The 18,657-nt window shown below is 72.3% G+C and carries 18 protein-coding genes and 1 tRNA gene; 9 read left to right on the top strand and 10 right to left on the bottom strand.

Features of this window, described 5'->3' with window-relative positions; genetic code table 11:
* The first annotated feature begins 68 nt into the window (after positions 1 to 68).
* On the top strand, positions 69 to 593 hold the full coding sequence (locus tag ACZ60X_RS02910; protein WP_469592532.1) for a GNAT family N-acetyltransferase: 525 nt from the start codon (positions 69 to 71) through the stop codon (positions 591 to 593).
* Here the strand turns inward: ACZ60X_RS02910 and ACZ60X_RS02915 are convergent.
* Positions 586 to 2,646, bottom strand: coding sequence for an MDR family MFS transporter (locus ACZ60X_RS02915; RefSeq protein WP_469592999.1), 2,061 nt, complete (start codon positions 2,644 to 2,646; stop codon positions 586 to 588). The genes ACZ60X_RS02910 and ACZ60X_RS02915 overlap by 8 nt on opposite strands.
* A gap of 142 nt (positions 2,647 to 2,788) precedes the next feature.
* Here ACZ60X_RS02915 and ACZ60X_RS02920 point away from each other — a divergent pair, with 142 nt between their 5' ends.
* Positions 2,789 to 3,745, top strand: coding sequence for a peptidoglycan-binding domain-containing protein (locus tag ACZ60X_RS02920; protein WP_469592534.1), 957 nt, complete (start codon positions 2,789 to 2,791; stop codon positions 3,743 to 3,745).
* A gap of 303 nt (positions 3,746 to 4,048) precedes the next feature.
* Here ACZ60X_RS02920 and ACZ60X_RS02925 read toward each other — a convergent pair whose 3' ends face one another.
* From ACZ60X_RS02925 to ACZ60X_RS02935, 3 genes are all read right to left on the bottom strand, one after another.
* Positions 4,049 to 4,717, bottom strand: coding sequence for an HAD-IA family hydrolase (locus ACZ60X_RS02925; protein WP_469592536.1), 669 nt, complete (start codon positions 4,715 to 4,717; stop codon positions 4,049 to 4,051).
* Between the two features lie 196 nt (positions 4,718 to 4,913).
* Positions 4,914 to 5,495: a TMEM165/GDT1 family protein gene (locus tag ACZ60X_RS02930; RefSeq protein WP_469592538.1), complete on the bottom strand. Its 582-nt coding sequence runs from the start codon at positions 5,493 to 5,495 to the stop codon at positions 4,914 to 4,916.
* 465 nt (positions 5,496 to 5,960) lie between these two features.
* Positions 5,961 to 6,575 (bottom strand): DedA family protein, encoded by a 615-nt coding sequence (locus ACZ60X_RS02935; protein WP_469593001.1) that lies wholly within the window; start codon positions 6,573 to 6,575, stop codon positions 5,961 to 5,963.
* A gap of 291 nt (positions 6,576 to 6,866) precedes the next feature.
* Here ACZ60X_RS02935 and ACZ60X_RS02940 point away from each other — a divergent pair, with 291 nt between their 5' ends.
* Positions 6,867 to 7,397, top strand: coding sequence for a superoxide dismutase family protein (locus ACZ60X_RS02940; protein WP_469592540.1), 531 nt, complete (start codon positions 6,867 to 6,869; stop codon positions 7,395 to 7,397).
* A 74-nt stretch (positions 7,398 to 7,471) separates the two neighbouring features.
* Here ACZ60X_RS02940 and ACZ60X_RS02945 read toward each other — a convergent pair whose 3' ends face one another.
* Positions 7,472 to 7,927: a DoxX family protein gene (locus ACZ60X_RS02945; protein WP_469592543.1), complete on the bottom strand. Its 456-nt coding sequence runs from the start codon at positions 7,925 to 7,927 to the stop codon at positions 7,472 to 7,474.
* A gap of 148 nt (positions 7,928 to 8,075) precedes the next feature.
* A complete protein-coding gene (locus ACZ60X_RS02950) occupies positions 8,076 to 8,309 on the bottom strand; it encodes a DUF2277 domain-containing protein (protein ID WP_469592545.1) in 234 nt (77 codons plus the stop codon).
* 94 nt (positions 8,310 to 8,403) lie between these two features.
* Here ACZ60X_RS02950 and ACZ60X_RS02955 point away from each other — a divergent pair, with 94 nt between their 5' ends.
* Positions 8,404 to 9,369, top strand: coding sequence for a ketopantoate reductase family protein (locus tag ACZ60X_RS02955; protein WP_469592547.1), 966 nt, complete (start codon positions 8,404 to 8,406; stop codon positions 9,367 to 9,369).
* Between the two features lie 124 nt (positions 9,370 to 9,493).
* On the top strand, positions 9,494 to 9,841 hold the full coding sequence (locus tag ACZ60X_RS02960; RefSeq protein ID WP_469592549.1) for a hypothetical protein: 348 nt from the start codon (positions 9,494 to 9,496) through the stop codon (positions 9,839 to 9,841).
* 39 nt (positions 9,842 to 9,880) lie between these two features.
* On the opposite strand, the gene ACZ60X_RS02965 is transcribed toward ACZ60X_RS02960, so the two are convergent.
* A tRNA-Val gene (locus ACZ60X_RS02965) sits at positions 9,881 to 9,955 on the bottom strand.
* Between the two features lie 235 nt (positions 9,956 to 10,190).
* On the opposite strand from ACZ60X_RS02965, the gene ACZ60X_RS02970 reads away from it, so the two are divergent.
* From ACZ60X_RS02970 to ACZ60X_RS02985, 4 genes are all read left to right on the top strand, one after another.
* Entirely contained in the window at positions 10,191 to 10,961 is a 771-nt protein-coding gene (locus ACZ60X_RS02970) for a DUF4097 family beta strand repeat-containing protein (RefSeq protein ID WP_469592551.1), read from the top strand.
* 34 nt (positions 10,962 to 10,995) lie between these two features.
* The gene (locus ACZ60X_RS02975) at positions 10,996 to 11,493 is read left to right on the top strand and encodes a hypothetical protein (protein ID WP_469593025.1); all 498 of its coding nucleotides are present in this window, start codon (positions 10,996 to 10,998) and stop codon (positions 11,491 to 11,493) included.
* 166 nt (positions 11,494 to 11,659) lie between these two features.
* The gene (locus ACZ60X_RS02980; protein ID WP_469593003.1) at positions 11,660 to 12,973 is read left to right on the top strand and encodes a hypothetical protein; all 1,314 of its coding nucleotides are present in this window, start codon (positions 11,660 to 11,662) and stop codon (positions 12,971 to 12,973) included.
* Between the two features lie 103 nt (positions 12,974 to 13,076).
* Entirely contained in the window at positions 13,077 to 13,682 is a 606-nt protein-coding gene (locus tag ACZ60X_RS02985; protein WP_469592553.1) for a DUF4383 domain-containing protein, read from the top strand.
* 12 nt (positions 13,683 to 13,694) lie between these two features.
* Here the strand turns inward: ACZ60X_RS02985 and ACZ60X_RS02990 are convergent, their stop codons facing one another.
* The 3 genes from ACZ60X_RS02990 to ACZ60X_RS03000 form a co-directional block, all read right to left on the bottom strand.
* Positions 13,695 to 14,876, bottom strand: coding sequence for an amidase domain-containing protein (locus tag ACZ60X_RS02990; RefSeq protein ID WP_469592555.1), 1,182 nt, complete (start codon positions 14,874 to 14,876; stop codon positions 13,695 to 13,697).
* Positions 14,877 to 15,000: 124 nt separating this feature from the next.
* Positions 15,001 to 16,293 (bottom strand): polysaccharide deacetylase family protein, encoded by a 1,293-nt coding sequence (locus ACZ60X_RS02995; protein WP_469592557.1) that lies wholly within the window; start codon positions 16,291 to 16,293, stop codon positions 15,001 to 15,003.
* 51 nt (positions 16,294 to 16,344) lie between these two features.
* Positions 16,345 to 18,609 carry a transglycosylase domain-containing protein gene (locus ACZ60X_RS03000; RefSeq protein WP_469592560.1) on the bottom strand — a complete coding sequence of 755 codons (2,265 nt, stop codon included), beginning with the start codon at positions 18,607 to 18,609 and terminating at the stop codon, positions 16,345 to 16,347.
* Positions 18,610 to 18,657 lie beyond the last annotated feature (48 nt).

Raw genomic sequence — 18,657 nt, forward strand, 5'->3', positions numbered from 1 at the left:
GGCGCGCGGGCAGCGCGCGGAGAAAAGCGGGCGGCGGGCGAACGGCGGGGCGGCCCACAATGACCCGCATGACGTGGACCATCAGCCCCGAGCCGTACGACTCTCCGGTCGCCGCCGCGCTGTGGCGGGCGTACTACACGGAGGTCAGCGACCGCTGGTACCTGCTGCACGAGGGGCACCGCACCGACCCGGTCGAACTGGAGCGGTGCGTCGCCGCCGAGACCGGCGCCGAACTCGCGCCGCCCGACGGGCAGTTGCTGGTCGGCCGGTACGACGGCGAGCCGGGCGGCTCGGCGGGCGTACGGCTGCTCGCCCCGGACACGGCCGAACTCACCCGGGTGTTCGTGCACCGGCACCTGCGCGGCACGGGCGGCGCCCCGCTGCTCGTCGCCGCCGCCGAGGACGCCGCCCGCGCCCTCGGCGCCCGGCGGCTGCTCCTCGACACCCGCGGGGACCTGGTCGAGGCCCGAGCCCTGTACGCCCGCCTCGGCTACACCGAGACCGGGCCGCACAACGACAAGCGGTACGCCGAGCGCTGGTTCCGCAAGGAACTGGCCGTCGGCCGAGCCGGTCGAGTAGACCGAGTCACGTGACCTTCGTGGCGCGCGCCGGGGTCCTCTCGCGCGGCTGCTCGCGGGGCTGTTCGCGCGCGGAGCCGCACAGCTCGCCGGTGAGTTCCTTCACCAGCCGCGTCAGGTCGGTCGAGCGGTCAGGCCGCCACCAGTCGCCGAGCAGTTCGGCCAGGGACTCCTCGCGGGCCGCGGCCAGCCGTTCGGCGGCCCGGCGGCCGGAGTCGGTCAGGTACAGGTCCAGTCCCCGGCGTTCGGCCAGGCGCCGTTCCTCGATCTGGCGGGTGGCGGCGAGGACCACATCCAGCGGGATGGGACCGCGCTCGGCGAGCACGCCCGGCTCGACCGAGCCGTACCTGCGGATGCGCAGCAGCAGCCAGCCGGCGGCGGGCAGCAGGTCGTAGCCGGCCCGTTCGGTGATCTCCCGGTAGATCTCCCGGCGGCCCTCGCGGGTGCCGAGCAGGGACAGGGCCCGGCAGACCTCGTCGTAGGAGGAGCGCTCGACCGGGTTGGGCGGGATGGTCTCGGAGGCGTCCGGCGCGGTCACCGTGCCGCGCAGCCGGTCCTCCTTCAGCAGCCAGGCCAGCAGGAAGCCGAGCAGGGCGGCCGGGGCGGCGTAGAGGAAGACGTCGGTGATGGCGGAGGCGTACGCGTGCAGAGCCGCCGGACGCAGCGCGGGCGGCAGGGCGGCGATGCCCCGCGGATCCGACTTCAGTGTGCCCGCGTCGACCCCCGGCGGCAGGCTCACGCCCCGGAAGGCGGCGGCGAGTTTGTCACCGAGCCTGCTCGCGAAGACCGTGCCGAAGATGGCCACTCCGAAGGAGGCGCCGATGGAGCGGAAGAAGGTCGCGCCTGAGGTGGCCACGCCCAGGTCCTCGTACGACACGGCGTTCTGCACGATGAGCACCAGCACCTGCATGACCAGGCCGAGCCCGAGCCCGAAGACGAAGAAGTAGCCGCTCATCTCGGCGGTCGAGCTGTACTCGGTCAGCCGGTGCAGCAGGAGCAGCCCGACGGCGGTGACGGCGGTGCCCACGATCGGGAACACCTTCCAGCGCCCGGTACGGCTGACGGTCTGCCCGGACACGGTGGAGGACAGCAGCAGGCCGAACACCATCGGCAGCATGTACACCCCGGACATGGTCGGCGAGACCCGGTGCACGACCTGGAGGAAGGTCGGCAGGTAGGTCATGGCGCCGAACATGGCGAAGCCGACGATGAAGCTGATCACGGCGGCGAGCGTGAAGGTGCGGATGCCGAACAGCCCCGTCGGCAGCACCGGTTCGGCGGCCCGGCGCTCGACGGCCACGAAGGCCACGGCCAGCAGCACGCCCAGCACGGCGAGCCCGATGATCTGTGCCGAGCCCCACGCCCAGGTCGTACCGCCGAGGGAGGCGACGAGCACCAGGCAGGTGGCGACGGAGGCGATCAGGACGGTGCCGAGGTAGTCGATGACGTGGTGTTCGGTACGGCGCGGGATGCGCAGGGCGGCGGCGATCACGGCGAGCGCGACGACGCCGACGGGGAGGTTGACGTAGAACACCCAGCGCCAGCTCAGATGCTCGGTGAACAGCCCGCCGAGCAGCGGCCCGAGCACACTCGTCGCCCCGAACACGGCCCCGAACAGCCCCTGGTACCGCCCGCGATCACGCGGCGGCACGATGTCGCCGACGATCGCCATGGACAGCACCATCAGCCCGCCGCCGCCGAGGCCCTGGAGCGCGCGGAAGCCGATCAGCTCACCCATGTTCTGCGCCATGCCGCACAGCGCCGAGCCGATGAGAAAGATCACGATTGCCGTCTGGAACAGCCGTTTCCGGCCGTACTGGTCGCCGAGCTTGCCCCACAGCGGGGTCGCGGCGGTCGAGGCCAGCAGATAGGCGGTGACCACCCAGGACAGGTGCTCCAGCCCGCCGAGATCGCTCACGATCGTCGGCAGCGCTGTCGACACGATGGTCTGGTCGAGTGCGGCGAGCAGCAGTCCGAGGAGCAGGGCGCCGATCGGGACGAACACACTGCCGGGTACGTGTTCGCCACCCTTCGCATCCTTCGCCGCGCCGTGCGTGTCGAGGGCCATGGAGACCTCCGGAGGCTCGGATTGCGTCACTTCCATCGTCGTGGGTGTGACCGGTTATGGCCTGTCGAGTCCCGCGTTTCCGGCGGCGGATGCGGAGAAGCCGCGCATATTCTCTGAAGCTTGTGAGGGGAGGAACGAACGCGTGACTGATTCCGAGGGACCCGCGGGCCCGGCGGGCCACGCCTGCCCGGAGTGCGGCGCACCGCGCGGCCCGGACCGCAGCCCGTCCTGCGACTGCACCGAACGGGCGGCCGAGGCGCTGCGCGACACGCGCACGGCCGAAGCGGCCGCGGCCGAGGACTTCGACCCGCTCCGCATCCGCCCGTACGTCGAGGTCGACGTCCGCGCCGACTCCACCCTGCCCGTGCCCCCGTTACCGGCACCGCGCACGACCGACCTGCGGGTGTTCGGCGAGGACGGGGGCGGGGAGGCTGAGGAGGCTGGAGAGGCACTGGAGGCGGACCGGGTGGGCGGAGAGGGGCGGCCCGATGCCTCCGGGGCGCCGCGCCGGCGGTCCCGGGGGCGGGCCGCGCTGCTGTCGGTCGCGGGCGCGAGCGTGGCGGCCGTGGCGGCGGCCGGGTTCGCGAGCGGGCTGTTCTCGTACGACACCCCGTCGTCCCGGGACCGCTCCGCCGCCCAGGAGGTCAGGGCGAGCGTCCCGGACGTGAGCACGGCGGCTCCGGCGTCCCCCACGGCACCGGACTCCCCCGCCGTGTCCCGCTCCCGGGTGCGCCCACCCTCGGCCCCGCCGATCCCGGCGACACCGTCCGCGTCCCCGACCCCCACGACACCGTCCCCGAAGGCGTCCCGGCCTCCCTCCCCCACGCCTTCCTCCGCGACCGCCTCCGCCCCCGCCCGCCCCACACCCGCCGCCGCCCCGGTACTGCGACTCGGCGACAGGGGCCCGCAGGTCACCGAACTCCAGCGCCGACTACAGCAGTTGAACCTCTACGGCGACCAGATCAACGGCACCTTCACCCGCCCCACCCAGGACGCGGTACGCAATTACCAACTGGCCCGAGGCATCGTTGCCGACCCCTACGGCGAGTACGGCCCGGCGACGAGAAAGAGCCTCGAAGCGGAGACAGCCGACAACTGACCGACTCCTTCGGACCGACGGTTCCGCCGGCCACGTGGAGGCTGCGCCCACCTCTCGGCCGACGGTTTCACAGCGCGGGCGGGGCACTTCTCAGCCGACAGTTTCGGATGGCGGGTGGGCAAAGGCCCGGTGGCCGCGGTGGTCGGGGCTCACGGGGCAGCCCCGGTGGGCGGAGACCCGGGGACGGAACCCCCAGGGCCCGGGGGCGGAGCCTCCGGTGGTCAGCGCGCACGAGGCCGGCCCCGGTGGCCGGGCTCGCAAGGCCGCCCCCCGTCGTCCGCGCACACCGGGCTCCGCCCGGTGTCAGCGCACGTGCAGCCGGATCGTCCCCTCGGCGCCCGCCTCCACCCGCACGTGCGTCAGATCGGGCACCACCACATCGGGCCCGTGCACACCGGCCCGCGGCCCGACCCCCACCACGGTCATCCCCGCCGCGCGCCCCGCCGCGATCCCCGCCCCCGAGTCCTCGAAGACGACACACTCACCCGGCGCCATGCCCAGCTCGGCGGCCCCCTTCAAAAACCCCTCGGGGTCGGGCTTGCTCGCGCCGACCGACTCGGCGGTGATCCGCACCCGCGGCAGCGGCAGCCCGGCGGCACCCATGCGCGCGGTGGACAGCGCGACGTCGGCGGAGGTCACCAGCGCGTGCGGAAGCCCCCGCAGTGCGGCGAGGAAGGCGCTCGCCCCCGGCACCTCCACCACACCGTCCACATCGGCGGTCTCCTCGGCGAGCATGCGCGCGTTGTCGGCGAGGTTCTGCTCGACGGGCCGGTCGGGCAGCAGGACGGCCATGGAGGCGTGCCCCTGCCTGCCGTGGACGACCTTCATCACCTCGTCGCCGTCCAGCCCGTGCCGCTCGGCCCAGCGCCGCCAGACGCGCTCGACCACGGCGTCCGAGTTGACGAGGGTGCCGTCCATGTCGAGCAGGAGGGCGCGGGCGGTGAGCACGGCGGGCGTGGCGGTGGCCGTCATCGGCGACTCCCGGGGACGAGGGCGATCCCACCCAGGAGGGACCGGGAGGGAGGAGAAGGGAGGGACAAGGCGGCCCCGCCCGCCGGTCAGGGAAAACGGGCGGAGGCCACTTTGTTTCTCCACGGTACAAAACCAGATGCGGTTCCCGCCACCACCTCCGGCGAGGGTTCACCCACCGTTCAGCTCGCCGGACGCCTCAGCCCGCCACCGCCTCGTACAGGCTCCACACGCCGAGCCCGAGCATCAGCAGCGCCGCGATCTGCGTGATCAGCCGCAGCGGCACCCTCTTCATCAGGGCCTTTCCACCGACGATGCCGAGCCCGGCGACGGCCCACAGCCCGAGGACGGCACCGAGACCGACGGAGATCGGGTCGTTGTACCGGGCGGCGAGGTTGGCGGTCATGATCTGTGTGAGATCGCCGAACTCGGCGACGAGGATGAGCATGAAGCCCGTCCCCGCGACCCTCCAGAAGGACTGGTCGGCGGGCTTCTTGATCTCCTCCTCGTCCTCACCCTTCTTCAGCAGCAGCATCGCCGCGCCACCGAGGAAGAGGACGCCGGTCAGCGCGTGCACGAGTCGCTGCGGCAGCAGGGTCAGCACGCTGCCCGCCGCGACGGCCAGGACGACGTGCAGCAGGAAGGCGGCGGCGACGCCCGCGAAGACGTAGCTCGCCCGGTAGCGGGTGCCGAGGACGAGGCCGGCGAGCGCGGTCTTGTCCGGCAGTTCGGCGAGGAAGATGACGCCGAAGACGAGCGCCGTCACGGTGATGCTGATCAAGGTTCCTCAATCGGTCGGGCTGCCCGCCGAGAGTGGGGTACGTCACGCGTTGACACCTCGGCATGGCAGCACACTCGGCGCCCCTGCCGGACGGCACGGGCGTGCACTGCTTGCCGAAGGTCTCGCCGGCGGCCTCTTCGAGGTCCGCCTCCGGGCGCCGGCTCAGGCTCACTGAGCAGTATGTCGACGGTCCGGCGAAGGGCTACTCCCCTTCCGCGCCCCCATCGTACGGGAGGGGACAGTCCGGTCGCGAACCAGTCGTGAGCCCCGCCGGAAGGCTTTGCCATGGACGCGTCATTACTACGACGACCTCTCGGTCGACACCGCCGAGAAGAACGCGCTGACGAACTACCTGGCGAGCTGCTGAGGTTCGGACATCGGGACGGTGACGCGCGGCGGGGCCGACCGCGGCCGGTCCCGCCGCGCGTCACGAGGAAGGGCCCGGGCCACCGCGCGTCCGTGCGTTCAGGAAGCCGGGCGGCGGCGCACGAAGTAGCCCGCCGCCGCGCCCGCGCCGAACAGGGCCGTCAGCGACACCCCCGTGGCGAGCCAGGTCGCGCCGAGCCACTGGGCGCCGTAGTAGCCGAGGGCGACGCTGTACGCCGCCCAGGACAGGCCCGCCAGCGCGGACCAGGGGACGAAGTCGCGGGCGCGGCGATGGGCGGCACCGGCGCAGAACGAGACGACCGAGCGGCCGGCGGGGGCGAAGCGGGCCAGCACGACGAGCGCGCCGCCGCCCCGCGCCAGGGCGTCGCCGAGTCGCTCCTGCGCGCTGGTCAGCCGCCGGGAGCGGGCGATGGCCCGGTCGAGCCGCTCGCCACCCCGCCAGGCCAGGCGGTAGGCCACGAGATCGCCGAGGAGCGAGGCGGTCGCCGCGCACAGGACCAGGGCGAGCAGGTCCGGGACGCCGTGGGGGACCTGGCCGGTCGCCGCGCCGGAGCCCGCCGCGGCGGCCGTACCCGCCGCGATGACCAGCACACCGCTGGGCAGCACCGGCACGAACACGTCGAGCAGCACGGACAGGGTCACCACGGCGTAGATCCACGGTCCGTCCGCCAGTGACCCCATGCTCTCGAACACCACGACTCCCGTTGCTCCCCCGTTGACAGCCATACAGCGTACGCCGGGGGTGTGACAGCAGGGGCGAGGGGGGCCGATGGGGCGGTTCCGGGCCTTCCGGGCACCCTTCGTCGCCGCCGTACGCGTTCACCCGTGCGGCACATCCCGGGCGGCGAAGTGGCGGCGCGTCCCGTAGCAACGGAGGAGAGGCCTGTCTCCCGGATCCCCGCATCCCGCCGGATCCACTGCTCCACGGACATCAGGCGCACACCCGAGAGAAACAGCGCATCAGCGCGGAAAAAGGTGCACATCATGGTGGCAGCCATATACGCGGGCGCCCTCGCCGCAGCCCTGTTCGCGACCGGAAGCGGAAGCACCGCCGGCTTCTCGCTGAACACCACCGCCGTGTTCGTCCCGGCGAAAGCGATCGCCGGGTCGAAGGCCGTGACGTACGACCAGAACCTCGTTCCGGAGGGTTCCTTCATCAACGTGCGGCAGCAGACCGCGGCCAACGGCGCCACGCGGGTCGAACTGCGCGTGGCGGGCATGAAGCCCGGCTACCGCTACGGGGTCCACATCCACTCCAAGGCCTGCGGCGCCGACCCCGCGGCCGCCGGCAAGCACTACCAGGACAAGCCCGGCATGGGCGCCGCCCACGTCAACGACAAGAACGAGGTGTGGCTGGACTTCAAGGCCAGCGCGAACGGCGTCGGCTACGCCAAGGCGGACCACAAGTGGACCTTCCGCAAGGGCGAGGCCGCCTCGGTCGTGATCCACAGCGAGCCCGGCACCAAGGGGGCCCGTGCGGCCTGCTTCACGGTGCCGTTCGGCGGCTCCAAGTGACGCCCGCCGTATGACGCGCGACGGCGCCCTTCCCCTCGTGGCGGGGAAGGGCGCCGTCCCGTACCGGGGGCCGGTCAGGCCGCTGCCGTGGCCCGCTCGGTGACGGGCTCGCCGTCGGCGGCGGCGCTCCTGGCGAAGAGCCGGTCGAGGCCGAAGGCGCCGGAGCCGGTGAAGACCAGCAGGAAGAACGCCCAGCAGAACAGGACGGACAGCTCGCCGCCGTTCTGGATGGGCCACAGCGCGGCCTTCTGGTGCACGTCGAAGTAGGCGTACGCCATCGAGCCGGACGCGATCAGTGCGGCGCCGCGCGTGCCGAGGCCGAGGAGCACCAGGGCGCCGGCGACCAGCTGGATCACGGCCGCGTACCAGCCGGGCCAGGTGCCGGAGGGGATCGTGCCGCCGTTGGTGCCCGGCACGCCGCCGAGCACGCCGAACAGGGAGGCGGCGCCGTGCACGGCGAAGAGCAGGCCCACGACGGCGCGGAACAGCGCGATGACGTACGGCTGAGCGGAGTTGAGGCGTGCGGACATGAGGGGATCTCTCCTCTTCGGCGCCGGCCGGGGACGTGGCCGGTCGTGGGGGGCATACCGAACAGGGCACCCAGGTTAGGCAGACCTCACCAGTGCTTGCAAGTTCAACATCTGGCCACGGTCCTCTGCCGTGGCCGACTCCCGCCCCCTACGGGGCCTCGCTCCGCACCGACCGCCCCCTCACCTCCAGCCCCCCGAGCAGTTCCGCCGTCGCCTCCGCCACCGCGGCCACCGCCCGGTCGAAGACCTCGCGGTTGTGGGCGGCGGGGGCGCGGAAGCCCGAGACCTTGCGTACGTACTGAAGGGCGGCGGCGTGGATGTCCTCGTCCGTGGCCACATCGGGCAGGACGGGCGGGCGCAGTGTCTTGATGCTCCGGCACATGCCCTCAGTCTCCCGCGCACCGCCCGCCCCTGCGATGATCCGAGGCGAAGGCGGCCACCGACTCCCGGGGCCGACCGTCGAAAGGAACAGCCTCATGGCCACCGACAACATCAGCAGCGGCGGGACCGGCGACGTCGGGGACACCGGCGGGACCACGGGCGCGCGTGCCAGGGGCACCGTGGCCGTCCTCGGCCCCGGTGGCGTCGGCGGACTCCTCGCGGCCCTGCTCTCCCGCGCCGGCCACCGCGTCGTCTGCCTGGCCCAGGAGCGCACCGCCGACGCCCTGCGCCACGGCGGAATCGCCGTCCGCAGCCCGCAGTTCGGGGAGTTCACCGCGCCCGTCGAGGCGGACACCGAGCTGCGCGAACCGGTGGCCGCCTGCCTCATCACGGTCAAGCACACCGCGCTCGACGCCGCCCTCACCCGCGTCCCGCCGGCCGTGCTCGGCGACGCCCTCGTCGTACCCCTGCTCAACGGCGTCGAGCACCCGGCCGCACTGCGCGCCCGGTACCGGTCCGACCGGGTCTGCCCGGCGGTGATCCGCGTCGAGGCCACCCGGGTCTCCCCCGGCGTGATCGAGCACGGCAGCCCGTTCACGGAGATCGACCTCGCCGGGGACGGTGTGCCCCGCGCCCGCCTGGACGCCCTCGCCGCCGTCCTCACCGACGCCGGTACGACCGCCCGCGTCGCCGAGGACGAGACGGCCGCGCTGTGGGCCAAGATGGCGTTCCTGGCGCCGTTCGCGCTGCTCACCACGCGGTACGGCCTCCCGCTCGGCGAGGTCCGCACCCGGCACCGCGAGGAGCTGCGGGCCCTCGTCGCCGAGACCGCCGCGGTCAGCCGCGCCTGCGGCGCCCCCGCCGACCCGGACCAGGCCCTCGCCCGGTACGACGCCTTCCCGCCCGCCGCCAGGTCGTCCATGCAGCGCGACGCCGAGGCGGGCCGTCCGCTGGAACTGGACGCCATCGGCGGGGCACTGCTGCGCGCGGCCGGCCGGCACGGCGTACCGGTGCCGCTGGCGTCCCGCCTGATGACCGAGTTGCGGGCCGCCGGGCACTGACCCGGCGAGGGGCCGCGGGCCGGGGCGTCGCCCCTCACCGCTCCACCACCCGTTCGGCTGAACCTCCCCTCGGAGCCCACCGGCGAACTCGCCACCCAAAATCGAACAGGCGTAGCATTGCTGCGTGGCTACGCCCTATGAATTCCCCAGTGACCTCCTCGCCGGTCAGGAGGAGCTGCATCAGGTCAGGGCCGAGCTGTCGGCCCTGCTCAAGCGGTTGCCCTGGTCAGTGGTGCCGATGGACGGATTCGGTGACGACACCGGCTGGCGCAAGGTGGAGCGGCCCGCGTCCCCGGGCTGGACCGAGGACGAGCAGGCCGAGGTGGAGAAGCTGCGCCGGCGCGAGCACGAACTGGCGGTGTTCGTCACCACGCACCGCTTCTGGGCCGAGGTCGCGGCCGCGGACCGCATGGAGACACGCAGCCGGCTGAAGCACGCCCACGAGGGGCCGGAGCCGGGGGCGGAGGGATGAAGGGGAGAAGCCCCCGGCCGTCGGCCGGGGGCTTCTCGCTGGTGGGCGCGGACGGTTTCGAACCGCCGACATCCTGCTTGTAAGGCAGGCGCTCTACCCCTGAGCTACGCACCCCGAACACCCGGGTACACGCCCAGGTCGAGTCGACAGCCTACCTTGCCAGGACCGGTGCGTCGCAAACCCGTTCCAGCAGGGGATCACGGTGTCGGTCAGGGTTTTCCGGGGGTTGTCCCCACCCCGGATCCGGGAGGCTCCCCGATTCCCAGCCGATGTTTGATCCTTTACGGTCGTGCCAGACCGACACACTCCGGCCGCCGCACCCGGCGGCCGGTCCGGGGGGAGATATCAGATGGCCCGTTCCGTTGCCGCCCGTACCGCTGCCATGGCCCTGGTCACCGGGGTGCTCGTGGCGGGACTGAGCGCCTGCGGCGGCTCCGCCGGTGACGACAAGCATCCCGCCCACAAGTCCTTCGCACTGAAGGGCCGTACGCTCACCGTGGACTCCGACGACGCGGCGCTGGAGGTCGTCACCGCGCAGGGCGACCAGGCGGGCACGGTCCAGGTCACCCGGTGGTTCAAGGCGAAGGTCCTCGTCGGCAGCGACCCCAGGGTGAGCTGGTCCTTCCAGGACGACCGCCTCACGCTGCGGATGCACTGCGCCGGGTTCGTCGCCGACTGCTCGGCCAAGTACCGGATACAGGTGCCGCGCGGGATCGGTCTGAAGGTGACCGACGGCAACGGAGGCGTGCGGGCGCAGGGGTTCGCGGAGCCGGTCAGCATCCACAGCAGCAACGGCTCCGTGCGCGTCACCGACTCCAGCGGACCGCTCCAACTGGACTCCAGCAACGGCGCGGTGCACGTCCAGGCCGCCTCCCGGCAGGTCGAGGCGAGGACGAACAACGGCTCGGTGGACCTCGACCTGAGCGGCGTGCCCGACAGCGTGAACGCCCACAGCGACAACGGCGCCGTGACGATCACCGTGCCCCGCGCCGACTACCGCGTCCGCGCCGAATCGGGCAACGGCAAGGTCTCGGTGTCCGTGCCGCGGTCCGACAGCAGCCCGCGCACGGTGACGGCGGAGTCCGGCAACGGCAGGATCACGGTCCGTACGGCGAACTGACCGGCCCGTGTGCTCGTCCCCTACGGGTGGGAGAATGACTCCGGCCAGGGCGGACCACAGCACGGGAGAGGGATGTGACGGCGACACCGGGCACGCCAGCGAGGCGGACGCACCCGCCGTCGACCGCAGGAGCCCGGTCCGGCTCCACGACTCCCGACTTCCCGGCTTCGGACTCCCCGGCTGCGGGGTCCCCCACCCCGGGATCCACAGCACCCGGCTCCCCGACTCCCGACTCCCCGGCCCCCGGCCCCACGGCTCCCGAGCCCACGGCGCCCGCATTCCCGGCACCCGAACCCACGGCACCCGGATCCCCGGCACCCGAACCCGCAGCGCCAGGATCGCCAACAACCGGACCCACGACTCACGGGCCCACGACACCCCAGCCCACCTCACCCGCATTCCCGGCACCCGAACCCACGGCACCCGCAATCCCGGCACCCAGATCCACGATCACCCGGCCCGCAGCAACCGGATCCACAGCAACCAGACTCCCGGTTACCGGTTCCGCGGCAATCGGACCCACAACGCCTGACCCCGCAGCCCCCGGACCCACAGCAACCGCCCCCGCCACCCCCGCCGCCCCCAGACACACAACGCCCGACACCACCACCCCCAGGCCCACAGCAACCGAGCCCGCCACCCCCGGCTCCCCGGCTGCCGGCTCCACGGTTGCTTCGACGGCCCTCGCGGCCCGCGCTCTGGGCGACACCCTCGCCCTGATGGCCCTGCCGGTGCTGGCCGTGCTCGTGCTGCCCGCCGCTTTCGCGGGCGGTGGGACCCGGCGTTGGTTCGGGGGGCGGGCGGAGAGTCAGCGGGCCGAGGCGCAGGCCGCCAAGGACGCCGCGGCGGCCGCGTTCTACGAGCTGGACACCGCCCAGCGGGACCTGCGGATCTCCGTGGAGACCATCACGGCCGTGGACGACACCCCCGCCGCCCGGCGCGCCGCGAGCGACTTCGAGGCGCTCGGCCGGCGGATCGACGAGGCCAGCCGGCGCTACATCCAGGCCGTCGACGCCCATGACCTCGACCGCGACGACCTGGAGGCCTCCGCCGCGTCCCGCGCGCGCTCGGAGCTGACCGCCGCCAAGGACGAGCTGCTGCGCGTCAAGCAGGACCTGGACCGGTTCGGCGGCTCGCTCGCGCCGCTGCTGGGCAAGGCCGAGACCCAGCTCGCCCGGGTGGCGCCCGCCGTGGAGCGGGCCCGGCAGGCCCTGCTGGCCGCGAGCAACGCGCTGGACGCAGTACGGGAGAACGGGCTGCGGGCGGACGACCTGGCCGCTCGGCTGGCCGCCCTCGCCCCCGAGCTGACGAAGCTGAACCAGGGCGCCGGGCAGCACGGCGTGCAGCAGACGCTGGAGCGGGCCGAGCGGGTGCAGCGGGAGGCCGGCGCGATCCGGGCCGAGGCCGAGCGGCTGCCGGAGCTGGCGGCCGAGATCGACCACCGGCTGGTCTCCCTGCGGACGCGCGCGCAGGCGCTGACCACGCGGGCCGGACAGGTGGACCCGGTGCTCAGCGAGCTGCGCCGCCGGTTCGCCGCCGGCTGCTGGCAGGACCTGCAGCACGTGCCCGAGCAGGCCGCGCAGAGCGTACGGCAGGCCGAGCTGAAGCTGCGCGAGGCCCAGTCCGCCCGGGAGGCCCAGCGCTGGCCGGACGCCACGTCGCTGCTGTCGACGGTACGGGCGCTGCTGAACACCACCGACGAGGCGGTGTCGGCCGCCGGTGACCGGCTGACCAGGCTGAACGCCGTGCAGAAGGATCCGCAGGCGGAGATCGAACGCACCCGTTTCGCGATCCGGGACGCCCAGCGGCTGGCGATGAGCGGCCGTACCACGCCCGATCCGCGGCATGCCGCTCCGCTGGACGAGGCGGTGGCGCGGCTGGAGCGGTGCGTTGCCGCGCTGGAGGGGAGGCACCCCGATTACTGGCGCTTCCTTACCGAGACGGAGGCCGTGCGGCAGACCGCGGCGGGCGTGGTGTCGCGGATCCGTGAGGAGCGGGGCGGAGGGCGCTGAGCCGGACCTCCCCCGTGCCCGTGCCCTCGGTTGCAGGGCGGCGTACGGCGGACGGATATTGGATGGACGGATGGCCTCCGCTACACGCCTGAGGGAGGCGGACATGGCCACAAACGCAGTGCACACGAGGCCGCGGCGACGGATCCAGTTCGATCAGCATCTGCCCGTGGACCACCGGCTGAACACCGTCTACCGGGTGGGCGCCGGCGTGATCGGGGCGTTTCTCGTCGCCTTCGGCATCCTGGGGCTGATGGACCGCATCGGATTCTTCAACACCGGCGGAGCGACGGTCGCGGGGCTGAACACCAACGGCACACTCAGTGTGCTGTCGATCGTCGTCGGGGCGATCCTGCTCATCGGCATGGTGCTCGGCGGCAACGTGGCGTCCACGCTGAACATGGTGTTCGGGGTGCTGTTCCTGCTGGCCGGCTTCCTGTTCCTGGGGCTGCTGGACGCCCCCGCCTACAACTTCCTGGCGTTCAGGATCCAGAACGTGTTCTTCAGCTTCATCGTGGGCCTGCTGCTGATGACGTTCGGCATGTACGGCAGGGTCGGCTCGACCCTGCCGCACGACAACCCCTACTGGCGGGCCCGCCATCCCGAGGGGGGCGAGCCCGAGGGGCGCGAGCACGAGACCGGCACGCCGCCGTTCACCGTGCCGCTGCCCGGCGCGACGGACACGGGGGACGACCGGACCGGGCAGGGCTGATCAGGCGGCTGATCAGGTGCGGTACGCGTAGAAGTACGCGCCAGGGTAGGACGCGACGAGGCTCGCCACCGACCGGTTGTAGGTGTTGGTCGAGTGGTACGTCACGTACGGCACGCCGTAGCGGTCGCGGTAGGTGACGATCATCGAGTGGTCCTTGGACCCGTCCCGGTTGAAGTCCATCTGGATCACGTCGCCGAGGTCCGCCTGGTAGACGTCGGCGAGCGGCGTGACGCGCTTGGAGGCCAGTGCGAACCAGGAGAACTCGTTGACGCCGACGAACGAGTCGGACTGGATGTCGGCGGTGCCGAACCACTTGTGCCAGTCGTTCGTGTAGCCCGGGACGTGCTTCCAGCCGCCCGCCTTCAGGGACTGGCTGACGAAGTTGGTGCAGTCACCGCCGGCCGTCTCCCCGTTGAAGTCCGGGTAGTCCGGGTTGTAGTGGTTCCAGTACTTCTGCGCGTACGCCACCATGGCCTTGTAGTCGTAGGCGCCGCCCGTGAGGTTCTTGGGGTTGGCCGGCGCGGGCCAGGTGGTGGCCGCGCGGGGCGCGTCCGGCGGGCTGTCGTCGGCCGGGGTGGTCTTCGCCTTGGCGACCGACGGCGTGGCGACCTGGTTCACGGCGAGGTAGCCGTCGTCGGTGTCGCGGATGCCGGTCAGCTGCCAGTCACCCTGGCGGTCGGCCTTGAAGGTCAGCTCGTGGTGGGCCTGGAAGCCGGTGGTCTTCGGCCCCTTGGCCGCCGGCTTGTCGTAGGTCAGTGTCGTGGTCTCGGTGACGGCGACCTTGGCGCGCCGGCCGTGGACCTCGGTCGCGTCGAGCGTGACCTGGGTGCTGCCGGCGCTGTACTTCTCGCCCAGCTTGGCCAGCAGGCCCTTGCGGGCGGTCAGCGTCCGCAGGGCGGCCGACTCCTCGTGGACCTGCCCGCCGGACAGCCGTACGGACCCGGCGAAGCCGGACGTGTGCCGGGTGCCCTTGCTGCCGGCGCCGTCCACGAGGGCCTGGGTGCGGTCGGTGAAGACCGCGTCGGCCAGCTTCTGGAAGGTCGCCTTGGTGGCCGCGTTCACCGTCGGGTCGTTGACGACGGCGGCGCCCGCGGTCCAGTTGGGCAGCACGGCGACGCCCGCGACGAGCGAGGCGGCAGCGGCGCCGACTATGGTGGCGCGGCGCCGGTTACGGCTCAGTTTTCTCGATCTCAATGATGTTCCCCTCTATCCCGGTAGGCCTACCGAGCGGTACGCATCCTCGCATGAAACGTGGGGCGGGAGTGAAGAGAGTTGCACAAGCGGAATCGCCGTTATCCGCTTGTCACTTGGCCGCGCGTCACTTCACGACCGTCGACCAGTCCGGCGACTGGGCCGGGTCGAGGGCCCGCAGCGCCGCGAGCGTCTGCGGCTTCTGGACCTCGAGCCAGTCGGACAGTTCCTTGAAGGACACGCACTTGACGCCCTTCTTGGTGCAGATCTTCGGGATGATCTGGTCGATGGCCTTCATGTAGATGCCGCCGTTCCAGTCCTCGAAGTGGTTGCCGATGAACAGCGGGGCGCGGCTGCCGTAGTAGACGCGGTTGAAGCCGTCCAGGTAGGACTGGACGGTCTGCTGCTCCCACTGCGGGTACTTGGCCGGGTCGCCGTGCACCTCGCCGCCCGACTGGTTGTAGAGGAAGTTGAAGTCCATCGACAGGCCCTGGAAGTCCTTGCCCGCGTACGGCAGCATCTGAAGCGGGAAGTCCCAGACGCCGTCCTTCTTGGTGGGCCATATCTGGAAGTCACCCGGGGAGCTGGCGTCGTAGCGCCAGCCGTAGCCGTACTTCCGCAGGGCCTTCAGCAGGTTCGGCTGGCCCTCCAGACAGGGCGCGCGGCCGCCGGTGACCTCCTGCTTGAAGTCGAAGGGCAGGGCGGGGATGTCCTTGAAGCCGGTGTTGGTCTTCCAGTTCTCCACGAAGGAGTAGAACTGGTCGATCTCGCTCTTCCACTGCTCGACGCTCCAGTCGCCGCCGCCCTTGGCCTCGCAGAAGTGGCCGTTGAAGTGGGTGCCGATCTCGTTGCCCTGCTCGTAGGCGAGGCGGAGCTGTCCGAGGGTGTCGCGGATGTGCTCGTCGGTGGCGTAGTCGATCGCGGCGTCGCCGGGGCTGTGCATCGGGCCGTGGTACAGCGACTTCTTGCTCTTGGGCAGCAGGTAGATGCCGGTGAGGAAGAAGGTCATGTGGGCGTCGTACTGCTTGGCCATGTCCCGGTAGTGCGAGAAGAGGTGGTCGGCGCCCTCCAGGGCGCCGTCCCAGGAGAAGACGACGAACTGGGGCGGCTTCTCACCGGGCTTGAGCGGCACCGGCTTCAACTGGCCCTGCTGCGGCCCGGTGTAGGAGGTGGAGCCGTCGCCGAGGACCTTGGTCCTGCCGTCCCAGGAGGGGCTCGGACTGGGCGAGGCGCCGGCGCGCTGCTTCGGCTGCGGGCCGCTGGCGGCGGCCGGGCTGGTGCGGTCCGTGCGGGTCAGGGCCAGGTACCCGGCCACCAGTGAGGCGACGACGAGAAAGGCGGCCAGCGTCAGGACCTGCGGCCGGCGCATGAGGGCCGGGGCGGGCGCTTGTCGGCGGCGCGGCGACTTCTTGCGGGGCATACGCGGCTCAATCTGCGAGGGGGCGGCGGGTGCGGGTGGCGGGCCCGGGGATCAGCCCAGGCCCATGGCGGCCGACCAGAGTCGGTACGGCACGCTGTCGGCGGACGTTCCGGCCAGCCCCTGCAGGGGCAGCGGGGCCAGGGACGTGGCCAGGTCCATCCGGTAGACGACGACCGCCGTCGAGACGGAGTCGGCGGTGCCGGCGTACCAGGCGGCGGTGTCGTCGCCGGTGGTGTCCTTGCCGGTGGTCTGCTTGCCGGGGGTGACGGCGCCGGTCGTGGCGGCGGTCGCGGTGCCGGCCATGCCCGCCAGGCCCGGCCGGGTGGCGGCCGTGGCCGGGTGGGCGGCGCGGAAGTTGTCGGCGAGCGCCTCGGTGACCTCCTGGGCCACCTGGACGCCGATCGCGCGCTGCGCCTGGGGGGTGTCCAGGGCGACCGGCGCGCCGTTGCGGGTGACGCGGCGCACCGAGTACGGCTCGGTGTGGGTGCCGTCGGCGGCGAACGTGGCGTACGCGCTCGCCATGCGGATCGCGCTCGGTGTCGAGTTGCCCAGCGACAGCCCGGGGACCTGCGGGCCGAGGGTGTCGGACAGCAGCCCGGCGGCCTCGGCGGTCTGCCGGACCTTGTCCAGCCCGGTGTCCATGCCGAGTTGCATGAAGGGGGTGTTCACCGACTGGGCGAGCGCCTGGCGCAGGGTGACCTTCCCGTACGACTTGTCACCCGGGTTGTGCGCGGCGACCTTCTTGCCGCTGCGGTCCCAGTACGGCCCCTCGGGGGTCTGCACGGGAACGTTGTCGTCGCCGTCGTAGACGCTCTCGGGGGTGACGGGGGTGGCGGGGCCGCCGCGCGTCGTGTGGACGCCGTGCTCCAGGCCGGCGGCGTAGACGAACGGCAGGAAGGAGGTGCCGGCCGGGACGGTGGCCGCGTTGGAGTCGTTGTAGCCCTGCGTACGGTGGTCCGGGCCGCCGTAGACGGCGAGGATCCGCCCGTCGGCGGCGATGGAGGCGGCTCCGTAGTGGGCGGCCTTCGCCACGTCCGGGTGGTCCCGCCCGGCCTGCTTGCGGGCCTGGGTGACGGCGTCGGTCAGGGCCTGCTCCCGCTTGCGGTCGAAGGTCGTGTAGATCTGGTAGCCGCCCAGGTCGAACTGCTGGTCCGTCAGGTGGGCGGCCTTCTTGGCGTTGGCCGCGGCCAGCTCGACGAGGTAGTCGCTCTGCGCCCCGGTGTTGTACAGCGGGTTGTTCTTCAGCGGCTCGGGGAACGTCGTGTACCGGGCGCGCTGCTGCGGGGTCAGCTTGTGGATCTTGACCATGCGGTCCAGGATCCACTTCCAGCGCTCCACCGCCCGGTGGTGGTTGGCCTGGCCGAGCGTGGGGTCGTACAGGCCGGCGCCCTTGAGCAGTCCCGCGAGCATGGCCGCCTCCGAGACGTCGAGCTTGCTGACGTCCTTGCCGTAGTAGGCCTGGGCGGCGCGCTGGATGCCGTAGCTGCCGCGGCCGAACCAGCTGGTGTTGAGATACCCCTCCAGGATCTGGTCCTTGCTCATCTTGTTGTCGAGCTTGAGGGCGATCATCGCCTCGGTGAACTTGCGGCTGATCGTCCGGTTCTGGTTGAGGTAGACGTTTTTGACGTACTGCTGGGTGATGGTGGAGCCGCCCGCGGTGTCCCCCTCGCCCACCGTCTGCCACAGGCCGCGGGTGATGCCCCGCACGGATATGCCGGGGTCCGTGTAGAAGGTCTCGTTCTCGGCGGCCAGTACGGCCCACCGCACGTCCGTGGGGATGTCCTTGAGCGGCATCGCCTGCCGCTGCACCCAGCCCGTGCGGGCCATGGGGGTGCCGTCGGACCAGAAGAAGACGTTGTCCTGCTGGGTGGCGTACGAGTTCAGGTTGCTCGGTATGTCCGTCATCGCGTACGCCGTGACGAGGAAGGCGCCGAGCAGCGCTATGGAGCCGAGGACACCGCCGATCCACTGGCGCCAGGAGGGCATCCAGCGGCGCCAGCCGGTCCGGCCGGGGCGGGGGTAGAGGGGCTTCAGGCGGCGCGCGTAGGGCGCGAGCCGGCGTACGTAGGGCGCGAGCCTGCGGGCGTACGGCGCGAGCCTGCGGGCGTACGGCGCCAGCGGCGCGGTCAGCCGGCGGGCCGTCACCCGGGCGCGCTCACGCGCCGGGAGGCGCGCACTGCGCCGGCGCTCGGCCCGGCCGCCGCCGTCCCCGTCCTGCGCGGACGGCTCCGGCGGCGCGGGCACCCGCAACTGCATGGTCTCGTCCGCCGGGGCGGCTCCCACCCGCAGATGCAGCGTCATCTCGGACTCGGGCATGTCTTTGCCCTGGTCGCCCCCTCGGGAACGACCCTGTCCCCGCGACGC

This window comes from Streptomyces sp. NPDC104106 (assembly GCF_055584345.1).